The 18,596-nt window shown below is 49.0% G+C and carries 6 protein-coding genes; all 6 read left to right on the top strand.

Annotated features, from left to right (window positions below; genetic code table 11):
• The first annotated feature begins 10 nt into the window (after positions 1-10).
• Positions 11-1,390, top strand: a complete 1,380-nt coding sequence (locus tag IZU26_RS09880; RefSeq protein WP_433278710.1) for a TolC family protein — start codon at positions 11-13, stop codon at positions 1,388-1,390.
• A complete protein-coding gene (locus tag IZU26_RS09885; protein WP_433278712.1) occupies positions 1,381-2,739 on the top strand; it encodes an efflux RND transporter periplasmic adaptor subunit in 1,359 nt (452 codons plus the stop codon). Before IZU26_RS09880 ends, IZU26_RS09885 begins: the two co-directional genes overlap by 10 nt.
• Entirely contained in the window at positions 2,736-5,753 is a 3,018-nt protein-coding gene (locus IZU26_RS09890) for an efflux RND transporter permease subunit (protein ID WP_433278713.1), read from the top strand. The genes IZU26_RS09885 and IZU26_RS09890 overlap by 4 nt, the downstream gene beginning before the upstream one ends.
• Positions 5,750-8,671, top strand: coding sequence for an efflux RND transporter permease subunit (locus IZU26_RS09895; protein ID WP_433278715.1), 2,922 nt, complete (start codon positions 5,750-5,752; stop codon positions 8,669-8,671). Before IZU26_RS09890 ends, IZU26_RS09895 begins: the two co-directional genes overlap by 4 nt.
• Positions 8,668-17,589 (top strand): hypothetical protein, encoded by an 8,922-nt coding sequence (locus tag IZU26_RS09900; protein ID WP_433278717.1) that lies wholly within the window; start codon positions 8,668-8,670, stop codon positions 17,587-17,589. The genes IZU26_RS09895 and IZU26_RS09900 overlap by 4 nt, the downstream gene beginning before the upstream one ends.
• 538 nt (positions 17,590-18,127) lie before the next feature.
• Entirely contained in the window at positions 18,128-18,520 is a 393-nt protein-coding gene (locus IZU26_RS09905) for an NADase-type glycan-binding domain-containing protein (protein ID WP_433278719.1), read from the top strand.
• The last annotated feature ends 76 nt before the right edge of the window (positions 18,521-18,596 follow it).

Consider the following 18,596-nt stretch of genomic DNA (forward strand, 5'->3'; position numbering starts at 1 on the left):
GGATACGGCGATGAAATCGATCGGCAAAAAAACCGTTATACCGCTTCTTTTTTGCTGCGCGGCGCTTGCGTTTTCGGAAACCGTTTTTCGTTCGCCGGAAGAAGCTGCAACCTTCGCCGTTTCGAATTCGAAAGAATACCGGTTGAAAAAATTGCACGTCGAAGCGTCTTACAAAGCGGCCCGTTTTGCGCTGCAGGAATTTTTACCGTCGTTCAATGCGTCGTGGTCGGAAAACGATGCGATTAAAATCGGCGGAGCGGATTCGCACAGTAAATCGCTGCAGTTTTCCGCGCGTCAAGTCATTGGCGACGGCGGCAAGCGTATCGTTGCGTACAAGATGAATAAGACGAATGCGTACTATGCGGTAAAAACCTACGAACAGGAATTGCAGGCTTTTCAATCGTCCGTCATAAATCAATATTGTCTTTGCCTGCGGCAACAGGAAATTATTAAAATAAAAAACGATTTGGAAAAGAATGCTGCGGCGCAGCTTGAAATTATTAAAGAAGAATATCGTCTCGGCCTTGCGCTTGAAAACGATTATTTGGAATACCTTATTTCGTTTAGGAAAATTCAAAACGATAAAAAGAAAGCCGAACGGGAACTGCGGACGCAGATGCGCGTACTGAAATCGATCATCGATATGGCCGCCGATGAAGAACTGCGTCTCGAAAACGCGCTTACGGGCGGTACCGATATTCCGTATCTTGAACCGCACATCGCCGATCTGCAGCGCATGACGGACGAACGCAATCCTGCGATAAAAAAATCGGAAGCGGCGCTGCAGTATGCCGAACAGCGCTATAAGTACACGAAATTGTTTTTTCTCCCGGAAGTCGCCGTCGAGGGCGGCGTATCCTTTTCCGGTACGGCCTACCCGTTGAACAAGCCCTCGTATTCGCTGAAGCTGTCGTTGAATTTTCAGAACGTACCTTTCGTGCCGACGACGATCGGAAACGGTTACGGTTTTAACAAAAAACAGCTCGTCGGCCTCGACAATTCACTTTCGGCGGGCATCGTACCCGATACGAATTATTTTATTAAACGTAACGTCGATAAAATTGCGCTGGAGCGGGAAGGAGAGCAGCTCCGTCTGCAAAAAAACGCAGTGCACGAACAATTGTTTGAAAGAGCCGCCGCGTATGATGACGGCAAAGATTCGATCGAGCGGATTTCGGAATCGATTTTGCTGCGCGAAAAGCGTCTTGCCGTCAGCGCCGAACAAGTCGAAAAAGGCGAGATGAAGCGGATCGATTACCTCGTCGAATTGATAAAACTCGCGGAAGAAAAGATAGACCGCATCGCTACGGAAACGGCGGTACGGGCGGCTCTCCGCGATATCGAAATATTGCTGTGCGTTCCGTTCGGAGGTTTACAAAAATGTTTTTAATAAAACCGTTGATGAAATATTCGTGCGTCGTATTGCTTGCCGCCCTCTTTTGTGCGTGCGCTCCTTCCGGCGGAAAAAACGAAGGGGAGCTTTTGCCGGTCGAAGTGAGCGCGGTACGGGCGGAAAACCGAGCGCTCGACGACGTGCTTAAAAGCTTCGGTTCCATTTCATATAAAACGAAAACCGACGTTACGTGTACGGTCAGCGGAACGGTGACGGCGTTTTTCGTAAAAGAAGGGGATACCGTAACAAAGGGACAAAAGCTCGCGCAGCTGCGCAACGTGCAGCTCGAACTGCAGAGAGAACAATGTATGAACGCGCTCGATTCGGCAAACGCATCGCTCGAGCTTGCCCGCGTAAAGCTCCGCGAAGAAACGCTCGCAGCCGAAGGCCGTCTGCTCGCCGTAGAAAAATCGAAAATACATATCGTGCAAAAAGAGCTCGAATTGGAATTGTTAAAAGATATGTTTTCGAATAAGTCGCGGCTGCACGAACTCGGCGGCGTTACCGATTCGTCGCTCGAACAGCTGAAACTGCAAGTGCGTTCGGCGGAAACGGAAATTGCAATGATGAAAAAAGAACTCGATACGCTGCTGCTCGGTTTTCGCGATGAAGATTTATTAAAAGAAGGAATCACTCCTTCACGCGATCCCGACGTGCGCAAAAAGCAGTTCACAGCGCTCAACACGAAATCGGGGGTAGCCGAGCTTGCTTCCGTACAGGCGCAAGTACAGGCGGCGGACAGGCAGCTCGCGTCGGTACGTAAGCTCATTGACGAACTTACGATACGTGCTCCTTCCGGCGGCATCGTCGGAGCGCGCTATTACGAAAACGGCGAATATGTAAAAGAAAACGAAAAGATCGCGACGCTCATGGATACGTCGTCGGTGTATGCGGTGCTCCACGTGCAGGAACAGGATGCGGTCGGCTTTGCGCAGGGTACGCGCGTTTCGCTTTTTTTGCCGTCGCTCGGCGCGTCGTATCGATCCGTTATCGCCGAAATATCGCCGGCAGCGGATCCGCAGAGCGGAAATTTTTCCGTCAAAACGGAAATCGGCAATAAAAACGGCGCGATAAAACCGGGTATGTTCGTGCGCTGCGAAATCGAACGCGCGGCGGCAAAAGACGTTCCGTGTATACCCGACAGCGCGCTGCTTTTATCGGACGAAAAAACCGGAAAAGTTTTTTGCATCGTAAACGGATGCGCGGTACAAAAAGCCGTTTTAATAAAAGCGCATCGCGACGGTTTTGTGTGGATCGAAGACGGGCTCTCGGCCGGAGACCTCATCGTCGATAAGCCTTCGCCGTTTTTGCGCGAAGGGCAGGCGGTAAGACTGAGGACACTATGATAAAGAAAATCGTTTCGTTTTCGGTTTATCATCCCGTCTCCGCATTGATGCTGCACCTTGCGCTGCTGCTCTGTTGCTGTATCGCTCTGTACACGGTTCAGCTCGATTTTATGCCGAAAATGAGCGAACGCTTTTTGCTCATTTCAGCCGACTTTACCGGAGTGAGCGCGCAGGATATGCGGAAGCTCGTTACGATCCCCGTCGAAGACGCAGCCGCCTCGCTCAAGGGCATAAAAAATATTTCATCGGTGACGCGCTACGGTCTTTCGCTCGTCGTTGTCGAACTGCACTGGAATGTCGACGCCGACATTGCGATCGTCGAATGCCGGCAGATCATCGATCAGTGTTACGAAGCGCTGCCGAACGGCTGCGCAAAACCGAACGTCGCTTTTTTCAATCCGGTACACAGAGAAACGCTGACCCTTGTCGTTTTTCCGAACGATAACGATTTGGAGTACGGCCGTCATATCGTCGACACGGACATACGGCCGCATCTGCAGCGCGTCAAAGGTGTCGGTTCCGTTTCGGTTACGGGCGGCGAAAAACCTGAAGTGAAAGTCGTACTCGATAAAGCGAAGCTCGAATCGATTCCCGTATCTTTGCAGAGCGTTGCGGAAATTTTATCGCAGGCGAATTTCGAATACCCGTCGGGAAGCGTAAGCGACGGCGGCAAGGAATTGCTTTTTCGAACCTCCGGTTTATTTACGACGCTCGGCGATATCGAAGATGTGCCGTTTTTGTACGGCAGCGGCGGCGTGCTGAAAATCAAAGACGTCGGAACGGTGTCGCTCGGTACCGAAAAAAAGGAAAGCTTTTTTACGTACAACGGTCGCGAAGCGATATGCGTGAAAATCTATAAAAAAACCGACGCGAGTCCGCTCGCCGTATCGAAAAAATTAACAAGAGAGATAGACCTGCTGCGCAATTCGTACGGCGGAAATTTTACGTTTAAAATCGTGTTCGATTTGTCGGACGAACTTACGGCATCGATACGAAATCTGTGCGTGTCGGCCGCAGTCGGAGCCGTGATAACGGCGATCGTGCTGTTTTTGTTTTTGCGCACATTGCGCGTATCGCTTTTGGCCGCGAGTGTTATGCCGCTTTCGATACTCTTTTCCGTATTCGTCCTCGCGCTGTGCGGCAAAACGGTCAACATTTTGTCGGTGTCGGGCATAACGATCGGAATCGGCATGGTGATCGATCCGGCAGCCGTAGCGATAGAAAACGTATTGGAAAAACTGAAGCGGCAGCCGGATGTTTCCGCTGCGGAATCGATTGTCGACGGCGCGGCGGAAACATCCCTTTCTTCCTCCGGTTCGGCCGTAACGACGATAGCCGCCTTCGTTCCGTTTTTCTTTTTCCCCGGACTCTTCGGCAAACTCTTTTCCGATATGGCGCTCGCCGTCATCGCTTCGATCGCGTTTTCTTTTGTGCTTGCGATGACGTATATTCCCGCAGCGATGTCGCTGCAATCGAAAAAATTGATCGACAACTTCGCCGGAAGCTCGAAGCGAAGCTTTAAACGGCAGCGGGGCATTGAACGCTCAACACGAATCGAATCATACGCCCGTGTACCTGCCCTTTCGTGCGGCGAAAAACTCTACGGCGATTGTTTAAAAACGATATTCGAAAAAAAATATGCGGTTCCCGTTTTGCTCGCCGCTTGCCTATGCGTCGGAACGCTGTACGTACTGCTTTTAAAAAAAGAGCTGCTGCCGGTATCTCCGAGCGGCACGGTCGGCGCGACCATACGTTACGGCACTGCGCCTTCGCTCGATGCGCTGTTCTCCGACGCGGATTTTATAAACCGTGCTTTGTCGGCGGAGGATTTTATCGATGCGGTGTGCATATCGGGCGGCATAGAAAAAGACGATTACGAACAGCTCGCCGCTCCGGAAGCGAAAAAAGAAACGATGCGCATCACGTGCAGCGGGAAGAATCCCGAAAAAATCGCGGCCGCACTCGATGCGATTTTGCAAAATACGGATATGCGATATACGCTTGAAACGAGCCGCAATCTGCTCGAAGAGATGCTTGCTTCCGATGCAGCGCCTCTCATCGTGACCGCTTCTTCGCCCGAAGCGGCAGCGGAAACGGCGCTTGCCCTCTGCGATGAGCGGGATATCGCGCCGTACGATATTTTACAGGAAGCGGCGTTTATCCCCGACAGAAGCGCATGCGCGCGGTTTGCCGTTTCCGCATCGCAGACTGCCGCCGCCGCTTACGCTGCCCTCGAAGGTGTCGAGTCGAATGCCTTTTATACGGGCGGGCGAAAGATACCGCTTCGCGTGTCGTTTGCCGACGGGACCTTTACCGCCGTAGAACAGCTTATGCGCACGGGCGTCGTTGCGGGTAAAACCGATATACCGCTGTCCTCTCTCGGTACGGTCGAAGCGGTTGAAAACGAAAAGACGCTGCATCGTTGGAACAGAAAAGACGCAAAAAAAATAAGCGGCGTACTGAAAGAAAAATCAGTAAATTCCGGCGGCATCGTTTCGCTTCGCGATATACAGATGAAAGAGTTTTTCAAAAGCGCGGCGGTGCTGCTTGCCGTCGTGTTTTTGCTGCTCTACTGCATTATGGGTGCTCAGTTCGAATCCTTCGTTATCCCGCTGCTCATGTTCGTTTCTATACCGCCTGCGTTTGCCGGAGCCTTTGCACTGCTTCTCTTGTGCAATCGCTCGCTCAATATACACAGCGTGATCGCCCTTGTCGTACTGTTCGGTACGGCCGTCAACAACGCGATCATTTTATACGAGAGTATAACAAGGCAAAACGATATCACGGAGCAAAACGTCATCGCCGCAAGCGTCGCAAAACTCCGTCCGATTTTAATAACGACGTTGACAACCGTATTCGCCGTCCTTCCCTTTGCCGTCGATCCGCTGCGCAAAAATCAGCAGTCGTCGATGGCAATTGCGATCGTCGGCGGGCTTGTTGCGTCGTTTGTCGTTGTGCTTGTCCTTATGCCGCCGCTGCTCTTTTCCGTTTTGAAAAGGAGGCGTTTGTCGTGACCTTGCGTTCTTGGTATGAGCGTCCGAAGCTCGCGTTTTTCGTATTCGCTGCCGTTACGGTTTGCCTTATCACGTGTGCGCTCCGTATAGAGATCGGCGAATCGTACGACGGACGCTATACGGTGTTCAGCGTCGAGTTCGATTATTACGGAGTCGATGCCGACAAAATCGAACGGCTCATAACGATCCCGCTCGAAGAAAAAATTTTACCGCTTGCGGGGCTCGTTGAACTCGACTCTTCTGCGGAAAACGGCAAATCGACGACGACGGCATATTTTAATAAAAAGGTCGACACAAAAAACGTCTACCTTTCGATCGGAAACGTCGTCGATACTCTGTATGCGCTTCTTCCGCGCGATGTGCAAAAACCGCGCATATACGCGTCCGACGCGCATTCCGGCAGCGTCCTGTGCGTCGCCTTTGAAAAAAAGGACGAGCGCACACGCGAGACGATAGAATCGGCTTTAAAGAAAAAAATCGAAAGCGTGCGAGGCGTCTCCGAAGCGATCGTTACGGGCGGCGCACAAAACGAAGTCTTCGTATCCTTCGATCCGGAAAAAGCATCGAGCGCGATTCAAAATCCGTCCGACTTTTCGGCAGCCGTGCGCGACGGCAACACGGCGAGTCCCGCGTGTACGATACGGACTTCGCGGTACAACAAATCGATCGTATTCGACACGAAGCTGAAAAATCTCGACGATCTTCGCGCGCTTCCGATAAAGACGGGAGAAAATTATTCGACGCTCGGCTATGTGGCGGACGTAGAAATGCGGCCGCGGAAACAGGACGGGATCGTGCGCATCGACGGGAAGGAGTGCATTGCGCTGAACGTCAAGTGTTCATCGGACGGGAACAGCATCGCCGTTTCATCCGCGTGCAAGAAGATTCTTTCAGCCGCCGATCTACAAGGCATCCCGTATACGATTTTATACGACACCGGCGGCGAACAGCTGAAACTCATCCGTTCGGTCGCCTTTGCATTCGTGCAGAGCTTTATCTGTGTCGCCGTCATCGTGCCGTTTTTTTACGAATCCTTTTCGGCGGCCGTCCTTATTTTACTCCTGTTGATTGCCGACAGCGTATGGACGGTCGGGCTTTTGCAGCTTTTCGGATTTACGCTGAACCGCCGCACGATTGCGGGTATGTCGATCGCGCTCGGTCTCATTGCGGATTCGGCGCTGATTATCGTCGCGTGCGCCGAAACGAGTCCGTCGAACGGCGTATTTTTTGATCGGGTCGGGCGGCTGCACGCGTCTCTTACGGCGGCGGGCTGTACGACGCTGCTTGCGGTGATCCCGCTTTTTTTTCTCGATGCCGTCGTACCCGGTACGAAAAATACGGCCGCCGCTATGAGCATAATGATTTCGGCATCCGTCGTTTTGTCGGCGGTATCCGTTCCGTGCTGCATCCGCTGCGGATCACAGGCAAGGCAAAAACGGAAGCTGTATAAAAAAATCGAATCGCTGTATGTGCGCTTTTCGTACAGGGCGGCATCTTCGAGCATTGCTCACGGCCGCGTCGTTTTTGCATTGTATGCGTGCTGTACGGCACTTCCGCCGCTGTTGTTTTTGATGAGCGGAAAAAATCTTTTACCCGACGAAAAAAGCCGCATCATCTTCGCCTCGGTCGATTACGAACCCGAAACGAGTGCGGCGTACATCGATGAAAACGTAGGGCGGCTTGCGCTGCGATTAAAAGAAGACTCCGGAGTTTCGTTTGTACGCACCGAAGCGAAGCGCGGTTCGGCGGATATCGAAATCGGCTGTGTGCGCGAGGCCGACGTCGGACGCGTTCGGAAAATCGCCGCATCTTCGGCGCATATCGTACCCGACGGATTTTTATACGTACCCGGTTTGCAAAAAAAGAAGCGGAAAAAATTCGCGCGTTTTCGGCTCGCCGCCTCGGGCGACGATTCAACGCAGTGCAGGATATATGCGGAACGGGCGGCAGCTGCGCTTGCTCCGTTAAAGCATATCGATTCCGTCGTACTCAATTTTAAAAAAGCGGAAAAAGAATATGCGTTTGTCCCCGATAAAACGATGCTTATCAAAAACGGATTGACCGTCGAGTCAGTCGCATCGAATCTGCGCTGGCTCATGTTCGGTCCCGTTGCGGACAAGTGGCTGCAGGACGGCAGGGAATACGATATCCGTATCGCAGGAAAAAATCTGCAAAACGCCTCCCTTTCGCAGATACAAAACATTCATCTGCCGGTTCCGTCGGGCAGCATTGCGCTGACCGCGCTCGGCGAAATACGGCTGGCGGAAAAGATTAATAAAATTTACAGAAAGGACGGAAGGCGATGCGCGTATTTTACTGCGGAAACGAGCGGCTTGAGTACAAGCGAAGCGGCGGACTTTGTGCGCGGCCGGCTCGCGGAGATCCCGCTTGAAAAAGGCTATTGTTTTTCGTTTGAACGGGATATCGCCGAACTGCGTACCGATTATACGCTTGCCGTCTCCGCTCTTGTGCTCTGCGTTGCGGGGATATTTATCCTGCTTGCGGCGCTGAACGAACGGCTGAAGCTTGCGGCGCTCATCGTCTCCGTCATTCCGGCGTCTTTTGTACTGCCGCTTGCGATACGTTTCGCGTCCGGCGTGCCGCTCGAACTCGGCGACCTTACGGGGATGGTCGTGCTGTCGGGGATCACCGTCAACAACGCGATCTATATAACGGAATCGAAAAAAAGCCGCATCGAATTTTGTATACGGGAAAAAGCGCGCAGCATCCTCGTTACCTCTTTCACGACGGCGGCCGGCGCCGTGCCGCTCTACCTGTTCGGCGGGGATTCGTTTTCGAGAGGTCTTTCGTTTTTTATGATTTTCGGAATCATCGATGCGCTCGTCGTATCGTTTGTATTGTTTCCGGGCTGTATGGCACGGAGTTTAAAAAAATCGCATTTCGGAGGTATGGTATGAATGAAAAATTAACAAGAGTGATGGCCGCCGTGCTCATGTTCGCGTACGGCGTGAGCATCGTTCCGGCGCAGGAGATCGCATCCGGTCTCGCATCGGGAAAGATCCGCATCGATTATTATTTGAATCGCGCGGAAAAAGCCCGCGACGAAAACGAATGGAAGCGGATCGCCGACGAGGGTATGCTTACGGCGCTTTCGGCGTGGGAGTACGCGATGACAGCGCTGAAAGAACAGGATGCCGATGCGTGGAGCGCTTCGCGTGCGGATGCGAAAGCGTATTATGAAAATACGATCGCAAAAAAATACGCGGATTGGATCTGTACACGCTATACGAGGGCGCACGAAAAAAAAGCGGCGTCGGAACTCGCTCTCAAACTCAAAGAAAAAATGAACGATTTTGACACGTCGCAGTATACGCTTGCCGAAGCGAGTGCGCTTTACGATGCGTGGCTTACGGAAAGCCGGAATGTCATCGACCGGTATCTCGACGAATACGATGCGGGAGCATCACGCGAAGCGATGCGGCGCGAATCGGAAATGCTTTCGCAGATTGAAGGAAAACGCTTTGTTGCCCATTTTATAAAAGATACGTATTCGCTTAAAGCGGAAAAAGCGAAAGAAGCGGCGAGCGCGATCGCGGACGATTTGACGAAAAAAACGTATACGGAAACGGAACGGGATATGAACGAACTGTTCGCATCGCTTGAAAAAACGATTGACTCTCCCGTCGATAACGAAATTAACAAAGATGCGTTTTTGTCGCGCTTTAAAGAAGTGTTTACCAAAGGTCTTGCAAAGTGGGAAGATGCGGAACGTGAATTTTTACGCGACAGGCTTGCATGGGAAAACGAAGCGCAGCGGACGTATGAAGAGAGCGAACGGATTTGGGAAGCGGCGAAAAAAACGCTTTCCGATAAGCGTGCTGAATGGGAAAAGAGCATCGATGCGCGCATCAAAAAACTTGAGCGGGAAATCGCGAAAAAAAACAAAGATTATGAAAACGAGATAAACGGCTTGCTCGAAAATTATCGGGCGGTGCTTAATGAAAATGCATCGTACCGTTACGATGCGGCGCGGATGCAGGAGACCGTATACAACGATATACGCGATATGTTTGCGATGTCACGGGAAGGCATCGAAAATTGGATCGCATTATGGGGCTCCAAGTACAAGGGTGTGTATTCGTATTGGAAGACGGAAGATCCGAACAATATTTTATACGATATGGTAAACGGAAAAGGCGATATAAAAATCGATGCGGAAACGTTGAAGATTATTCGTGCGAATATATACGATTGGCAGGATAAATACATACGGCAGATCATACGGGAATACGATGCCGTCTTGCAGCAGTACGTGTCCGAAATTCTGCGATTGCAGAATATAATTAATAAAAATATAATGTCTTTCGGTAAACTCGATTATACAAAATCAAGAGAATATAACAAAGCTGTCCTTACTTGTACATCGTATGAGTCGGGTCGGGAAAAAAGAATTGTCGAACGCAATAGAGACGATTTTTTTTCTTATTACGATAAAATCGCTGTGTTGAAAAAATATGAAGATGTGGGGAAAAAATTATCTGCGCTTGTCGCTGCGGAAAATGTCAAGAATTTGGAACGAGAGCTTCAGGCGTATGTTAACGGCGATGAATTTTCATCCGACAAAGCGATAAAAGCGTATATCGCGGATTTGAAAAAGCAGCTTGCGGCACAAAAGGAAAAAGCTGCCGGCGGCAATTTTACAGGCGACGATTATACGGCGCAGCTGAAAGCGTATCTCACTGCATTGAAAGAAAGCGATGACGTTTTGCTGCAAAACGATAATTTTGTCGTGCTTACCGATGCACTTTCGGCGGGTGAAACGATGCTGGAGTGGCATCGGATTGCCCTATACGATAAAGTCCGCCTCGACAAATCGATTAAAAATCTTTTTCAACTTGCAATAGCAGGAGAATACGGGTACGGTGAAGCGGAGCTTGAACTGTTCAAAGCGAAAGTATTTGCTGCGGCAGCGGATGAAAATTATGAAATTGCAAAAGCGGTCGACGAATATGCATCGGTCACGGACGCTTCTCGTGAAGCAAAGGCGGAAACGGAAAAACGCTTGCAGGATGCGGAGTACGCGTATAAAATCGCATACGATGCATACCGCGTTTTATGCGGCGAACTTACGGATGTCGACATAACGCGTGCAAAAGAAAAACTGCATGCCGCGTATAAAAATCTACAACGTGCAAAAGAGGCGTTTGCCGATGCCGATAAGGAAAACGCTACGCTGATATCCATACAGCCGACGGTACAGCGTGAAACGATCGAAAGAACGATTTTGTTGTTTGCCGGCACGCATTCCGAAAAAAACGATGCGATATCCCGGTCGGCCTACGATTACTATATAGCAAAATTTTCGGAGTTTGAAAAGCGGGATTTTGAGAATATAGACGGAGATGATACAAATGCGATACTGCAGCAGTATGCGGATGCAAAGGCTGCGATTGCAAAAACGATACGGGAAAACGATACATCGCCGGTACGAGCGGGAAAAAATTCATACGATAATGTTATCGATTATATAAAAAAGTTTACGCCGTTTTCGACGGGACTTTTGGATGGAGCAAGCAAGGCGCTTGCAGCATATATTCAGACGTATTTGGATACGGAAGCCTACCGTTATGCCGCGCTTTCGGATACCGACGGAAAAATAGAGGCGGAAAGACTTGCGCTATGCCGTGAAAAACTTGCGCTGTATGAAAACGAAGCAACACTTGAAACGCTTACCGAAGAGCAGGAAGCGGAATTGAGCACGTTTGCTCTTGAGTATCGGTTTTTGCAAAGTGTCATACAATATGCAAAAAAAACGAACTGTGTTTGGAGTGAAAAATTATTAAAAAACGGCTATTTAAATTCGTCGATATTCGCTTCGTCGGAAGAAAAAGAAAAAATACGGAATGTATTTACCGGTGCGGACGCCGCCGAAATGCGCACGAGAGAGGGTATGGTAACGGCAGCGGCGCGATTCTTTTTACAAGAGGGTTATACTGCGGGCGAAAAAACGTCGAGCGAATTATACGCCGTGCTGGCGCAGGCGCTTGAAAACAAAAACGAATCGACGAAAAAACTTGATCTGTATGCGGAATTGTTTTTGTTGTCCGATGCCGACGGCATAGCTGCGCGGATTGCAGAAAATAATAAAAAAGCGGCGGCCTTGCAGCGCGATATCGAAGCGGCAACCGTCGCCTATGCGGAATCGATCGGCGAATTGAAAGCCGCCGAAGACGCGTATATGCAAAAAGTCGATACGTGCAATGCCGCGTATACGGAACTTGAGCAGCTCCGTATTGCCAAGCGCTGTGCACAAGCCGTGTTCGATTGGGCGTCGAGCGTATATCTTGAAAATATCGGAATAAATGCGAACGAACACTATGTAACGCCGAAAGAAAAACTTTCGGAAGCGGCATATACAAGAGAGCGGGCACTGCTTTCCGTACGGGTGCTGGAAAATTTGATTGCCGAAAAACAAAATGTAAATGCGACGCTTGCCGAAAACGCGGAACTTGAAGCGTATAAAAAAATCGATCGCGCTTATTATGAAACGCTCGTTATACAGCATGAAATATCGATGATGTATCGCGAAAAAGAAAAAATGCTTGCGGCCGCGGAATCCGCTGAACGGAATGCGCGCATCACGTTGACTATGCCGTTCGATTACACTGCAGCGGAACAACTTGTACATATCGAAAAAAACGGAGACGACAGTTGGAATTACGTGCTGACGCAAAAAGTCGTTGCGGATCATAAAAGCGAAACATATTATGAAACGGATGAACAAGGCAATACGATTGCCAAAACGCGGGAATGGACGGAGTATAACGTATATCCGGGCGAATACACGGGCGTCGACAATACTGCCGAGCAAAAAAATTATTTTACCGATGACGATGCCGCGGTACTGCAGACGATAACGCAGGGAAAGATTAAACGGACTGCGGCGGAAAAAGAGGCGGAAGACTGGCTCGATTCGCTGTGGAAGAAAAAAAACTCATACAGAGAAAACGTCATACTCGCCGCTATGTATTTGCAGTACCGGTGCAGCGACGATAAAATCAAAAGCCTGCAAGCCGATGCCGAAGCTGTTTTTCAGATGCCGAACGTCAACAGCGAACACGGAATCGACGTTTATGCAAAATATAAACAGTACCGTGAAGCCGTTCTGTGGGATGCATACGAGGCGGTTATTAAAGCCGGCGGAGAAAACGATATTGCGAAGTGCATTATCTTTAGGAACGGCGGCAATATACTCGGTGCGGAACTCGAGGGATTTGAAGTCGATATTTTAAAAACCCGTGCCCTCGAACGGCTTGCCGACGAGATGGATCGGATCGAAAGCCGGCATACGTATTTCAAGCGCATTTTTTGGGGCTGGTTTAAACGTACCGACGCGACGGGAAAATATGCCGGAGCGGTTTGCGATAAATGTCATGCGTATCGAAAAAATGCGGCAGCCTCTGCTTTAAATAGAGACGAAAAAATTCGACTCGTGCTCGATACGCTCAGTAAAGCGAAGTCCGCGCGGGAAAACGCGGTACACGATTACACTGCGCTGTTCGGCGATACCGAGCGAAGCGGAACGGAGATTGCGGCAAACCTGCGGACTGCGCTTATTGATAACAGCCTTATATCGAAATCGCTGCTCAATGAAATTATCGGTACGGCGGACGGCGGCAAAACGTATGTAAATACGCGCAGTTTTATCGATGAAGCGGCGGACGTATATAAAGCAAAACGCGATAAAGCCGCCGATGCGCTCGATGCAAAACGAAAAGCACTTTTTGCCGCACAGCGGAACGCTGCTGCCGCGTATCACGTATATGTTGAAAAGAGCAAAATACTCGATGAAAGTGTACGCGTCGAATTGCGAAAGCTTGCCCTTGAATCGTCTGACGTGACGGCAAGTACGGAAGCCCGGAAAAAAGCGGCTGAAAAATATACGGAATTATACAATGAAAACTTCGGCATTTCCGCCGCCGAAAAACGTTTGTTTGCAGAGTATGCGGAAAGCGCATGGGGAAACGGTACCTACGATACCGTACAATTTATTAAAAGTATGGGAGCGTATTACGGAGATTACTACAACGGAAACAGCTGCAGCGATTTTACCCGTTCGACGGAAACCTATGACGCGTATGTACAGGAACAGCTGCTGAATTTTATCGGAGAAAAGACAAAAGTAAAGAATACGAGTTTGTACGACGCGTATAAAATCGAATTGATGAAAAATATGAATGCGGCAAAGACGGAACATGAAAACGCATTGCGGCAGCTTAACGATATTGCGTTGTTGTCGGCGGTGGAGTGGAGAAAAGCGCAGGAAAAGATGAATGTCCGGCACAACACGTGGCGGCGCGAATTCGTTGAAGAATACGCGCTGCAGCAAAGCGAATGGGAATCGAATTACGGCGTATTTTTGACGCAAAAGCAGGAATGGATAAACGGTATGTATCTTGACGCGGCGGCGGAAACCGAATTGCGTCAAGATGCGGGGGAACGCGAAGCGGCCGAAAAACTTATGGAAGCCAGAAGCGTTGCCCGAAAAACGCTTCCGAAAGCGATTATCGACAACGAAAAATATACGGAAGCCTTGCTCGGCGAAACGCTGTTGGGAAAACTCGAAAAGCAAAGCAGCGTTTTGCAAAATCGTATCGAATCCGCCGTATTTGCCGCCGTTCGTCACGATTCGATACGATCGGATATCGAAATCGCACATCGGGCGGCTGAAGTGCTCGCTGTGACGAACAAAGATTTGCAGGATCGGGCTGTGAGGATTGCAGTGCAACAGGCGGAACAAAGTCTTATTAACAGCCGCGATCGATACTATGCGCTCGTGGGGGAACAAAATCAAAGCATCGAAGATTATGTAAAAGAAACGGTACTCGGTTCCGGATACACGTGGAGTCAAAAAATTATTAAACGACGCGTTGTCGTCGATTCGAATTTTTGGAAAGTCACACGTAAAACACAAACCGTACACCCGTATGAATGGTATGTAACGACAGCACCTGATATCGGCATAGATGTGAAGGCGCTCGCCGTTGCGAATCAAGATACCGCAGATTATTTGATGGCGACGGCACAGAGAAATTTGTCGCTGTGGTATGAGCGTGTGTTCGGTACGGGCGGTGAATTTGAAAAACACACAGGTGAAGCGCCGGAATTGAAAAGCGGCGGTGATATCAATATAAAACGGGGACGAGAGGGAAATGTAAAAAAACAAGGCAGCGGCGAAATCGGACTTGTCATGCTCGACGTATTATGGAATGATGTAGAAGAAAGCTACGGATGGGCCGAGCTCGCAAAGCCCGATTGGGATCAAAAGCTGTGGAGCGGTTCTTCGCTTTTCGGCATGGACCCGCCGAGTATACGAACGGTGACAACTGTGGCGGCAGCCGTCGTCGCTACTGTCGTAAGTGCCGTATGTACGTGGGGTTCTGCGGCGCCAGTAGTCGCGGCTCTGTGTTCCGCTGCAGTTGCAAGTACGATAACGATGAGCAACGAATTGCTGTTTGCGGCACTCGATTTAAGCGGCGGCTATAAAACGGCCGAAGACATTGGAAAGAGCCTTGCGATGAGCGCACTTACAAGTGCGCTGAGTATGGCGAGCGGAGCAGCGGGAGCAGCCGCCGGATTATTGGGCGGTGCGGCGGGCGCGGTTTTGAAAACGGGCATCGGCGTATCGAGCGGACTCACGGGAAAATTTCTTACCGGCGGAATCGCGTCGGGCTGGAATTGGAGCGAGATGGGAAAACAGTGGGATGATTGGGACGATTGGAAAGAGACGGTAATAGATACGGCCGGAAGTGCGGTGACGAACACTATGGAAACGGCGATGCTCGGAAACACGATGACAAGGGACGGAAGAATAAGCGGCTATACGAAAGTGTCGGGATTCAACAGCGCCCAGATCGGACAGATCAAAACGCTTGCAGGGACGGCAGGCAATATTACCGCAAGCGCGATAGAACTCGGCATAAACGGCGAAACGACGATAAATATATTGAATACGAGCGACTTGTTCAGGAATACGAAATTAGCAGGAGCATCGAGCGGCTTGTTTGCATTGACGTTCGGGAACAACGGTGTTCATACGGAAATAAGTACGGCAGGACGCAATTACAGTATTACGGAAATAGCGAATACGATAGGCGGTACAAAAGCGGCAGGCATTGCGCTGCGAACGAATGCGTATGAACGGAAAAACGGAAGCGGTACCGGAACGGCACTTCGCAGTCAATACGGATTCGGAGATAAAAAAGCGCAGCAACAAGCGGATGACATTCTGCACGGCAGAGCCGAATTGATACGAGATAACGCCGATACCGTAACGGCCGGAGGCCGTGCAAAAACCGTGTTTGACGGCAAACGCAAAATATATATAAACGGGAACAATTTTGACGGAACAATAGAAAGCGCGCTTGCGATGGGCATAACGTTGCAGCACGAAGCGTATCGGGACGGGATTACGGGACCGAGTGCGGCACAACAAGCGGAAACAGTGCAGTCCGTCTACAAGCACACGGAGATGGCGCTTCGAATGGCGAGTGACGGTATGGCCGGCAGAATGATGAACGATGTAGTGTCATATATGCCGGAACTGAAAAGCGATATCGCAAACTACAATCGATATGTGCTTGCGATGGCGCGAGCCGGAGGAGACGAGGCGAAACAGAGGAAAGCGTACGAGCAATATGCGGCATATACGGATGCGGCGTATGATTCGAGCGGGGATTATTGGAAGCTGAAAATGTACGCGAACGGTTCGCATCAAATTATATTCGACGGCAAAAAAGAATTAAGTATCGATTATTTAAATGAAAAAGAAGAAGTAATCAGTACGATGAAACCCGACGGCCAGGATATGAGCGATGTCGGCATGGCAGGTTCGTTGGTAAAGATATTGGGTATAGAGCGTACGGAACAGCTGCTCGGCAGTAATTATCTTAATTCCGACTTATACAGTACGCAGACATTGAAAGACATTGTAAATCTTTCCGATGCTCAAATAGCGCGCATACGCCGAAGCGGATCACTCAAGGCGATAAAACTGACGGATTCGCAAAAACAAAATCTCCTCGGGGAGGTGTTGATGAAAAATGCCGGCGTGTCATGGGAAGCGGGTAAAGGCTGGCAAAACACGTCGAATATAGCGATAACGATTGTAGACGGCAAGGTCGGCGGCAATATTATGGCGGAGGTACGAAACGGAAAATATCTGTATTCTACAATAAATGCTACCGTATACCGCGATCCCGCTTCATGGGGATCCGTTACAAAAAACGACGAAGGAAAATGGCAAACGCATACGGAATTGTACGGACGCGATTATATTTTATACGAAAAGCAAGGCATAAATTACGACGGATACGATTCGTTGCTTTTGGGACATTATCAGACCGTCGATAATTTGACAAGTGAAGATAATAATAGAAACCAATCGTATTATGATACTGCGACACAGAGGTGGATTCAAGGCAATACGGTAAATTCTTCGTTTAATATGGGTTATTATACCGATTGGAGAAGTATGTCATGTTTTGAAAACAATGTGCTCGTATTAAACAATGCGACTACGATTTCCGGTATAGCGATCGGCAATAACGGCGGCAGGGACAACTCATACGAAGACAGATGGCTTGGGCACGATAATTCTAAAAAGGATAAAACAACAAATAACTGGATTACAACAACTTTCTTTACTAATCATAAATATATTCCTACTCAATATTCCGACGGCTGTTTTGTAACTACGCGTGAAAATCAAAGGAGGCTTTTGGAAAAATTACAAAGATGGGGTCTGGCAGGAGGTTACCAAATAGCCGGTACCATAGTGGAACGAAAATACAGAAGATATAACGGGGTGAAATAACATGAAAAGATTTATATGTATATTGTACGGATTTATAATTTTTCTTCCAATATGGACGAGTGAAAATTCGAGTATTGAGAAATTAAATGCTGAGTTTGATAAATGTTCCCAATGCTATCATTTCTCCGAACAGGTTGCGATCGCCAAAAGCGATGATTTTATCATAATCAAAGATTGGTTTAATCACGATGCGATAATAAAACTGTATTCTAATGATATAAAAACGGATGACTACGGGTTCAGATATTTTTTATTTGATCGTCAAAAAGTATTGATGATCGGCGGCAGCATATTTTTTTGTACTTTTGGATATTCCGATGCATCAAAACAAAGCTATCCGTTCGGCGCAATGATGTATGAAAAGATTCCAAAAAATTTTAATGTATTTCTACAGCAGATTCTAGGCTTTATACCTGATGCAAAAGAAAGTATAAACAGCATTCCATCATTTTCAATTGCAAATATAAATGCATCATCATATTACACAGAAACATTAAGGAATGGAACAAAGATATCATATGAAGCACAATATTTGAATATGATTTTTCATTTTTGTGATATCGATACTACACATTTCCTTCTCCGCAATCCGTGGGTTCCGGGAAAGGAAAAAGATGCTGCCGGTATCGGAGAATCGCTTACGATCGAATTTGCCGAACCGAAAGATAATATCGTCGTTTTGAACGGATACGTCGATTTGGAAAAGCGCTATCTTTACAAAGCGAACAACCGCGTCAAAACCGCCGTTATCGCATCGCTCGATGAAGGCAATCCGTTCGAATTTGAATATCGATTTGAAGATTTCGTGCATTTTGCGGAGATCGATTTTCCTGCGAAAGTTTCCAAAGTGAGCTTTACGATTAAAGACGTGTATAACGGCGAAAAGTGGAACGACACGTGTGTTACCGCCGTCATTACGCGGCGCGATTAACGCAACCGAACGGCGTATCCACTCGCCGCTCGGTTGCTTTCTTCGGATTTTGATCGGCATATCCGCCGCATTCGTT

The organism is Treponema sp. SP13, from assembly GCF_050938355.1.
In the GTDB taxonomy this organism is placed as follows: domain Bacteria; phylum Spirochaetota; class Spirochaetia; order Treponematales; family Treponemataceae; genus Treponema_D; species Treponema_D socranskii.

Bases quoted from the DNA above. Each gene is read 5' to 3' on its own strand.
- IZU26_RS09880 (WP_433278710.1), top strand. From the start codon at position 11: ATGAAATCGATCGGCAAAAAAACCGTTATACCGCTTCTTTTTTGCTGC.
- IZU26_RS09885 (WP_433278712.1), top strand. From the start codon at position 1,381: ATGTTTTTAATAAAACCGTTGATGAAATATTCGTGCGTCGTATTGCTT.
- IZU26_RS09890 (WP_433278713.1), top strand. From the start codon at position 2,736: ATGATAAAGAAAATCGTTTCGTTTTCGGTTTATCATCCCGTCTCCGCA.
- IZU26_RS09900 (WP_433278717.1), top strand. From the start codon at position 8,668: ATGAATGAAAAATTAACAAGAGTGATGGCCGCCGTGCTCATGTTCGCG.
- IZU26_RS09905 (WP_433278719.1), top strand. From the start codon at position 18,128: ATGATTTTTCATTTTTGTGATATCGATACTACACATTTCCTTCTCCGC.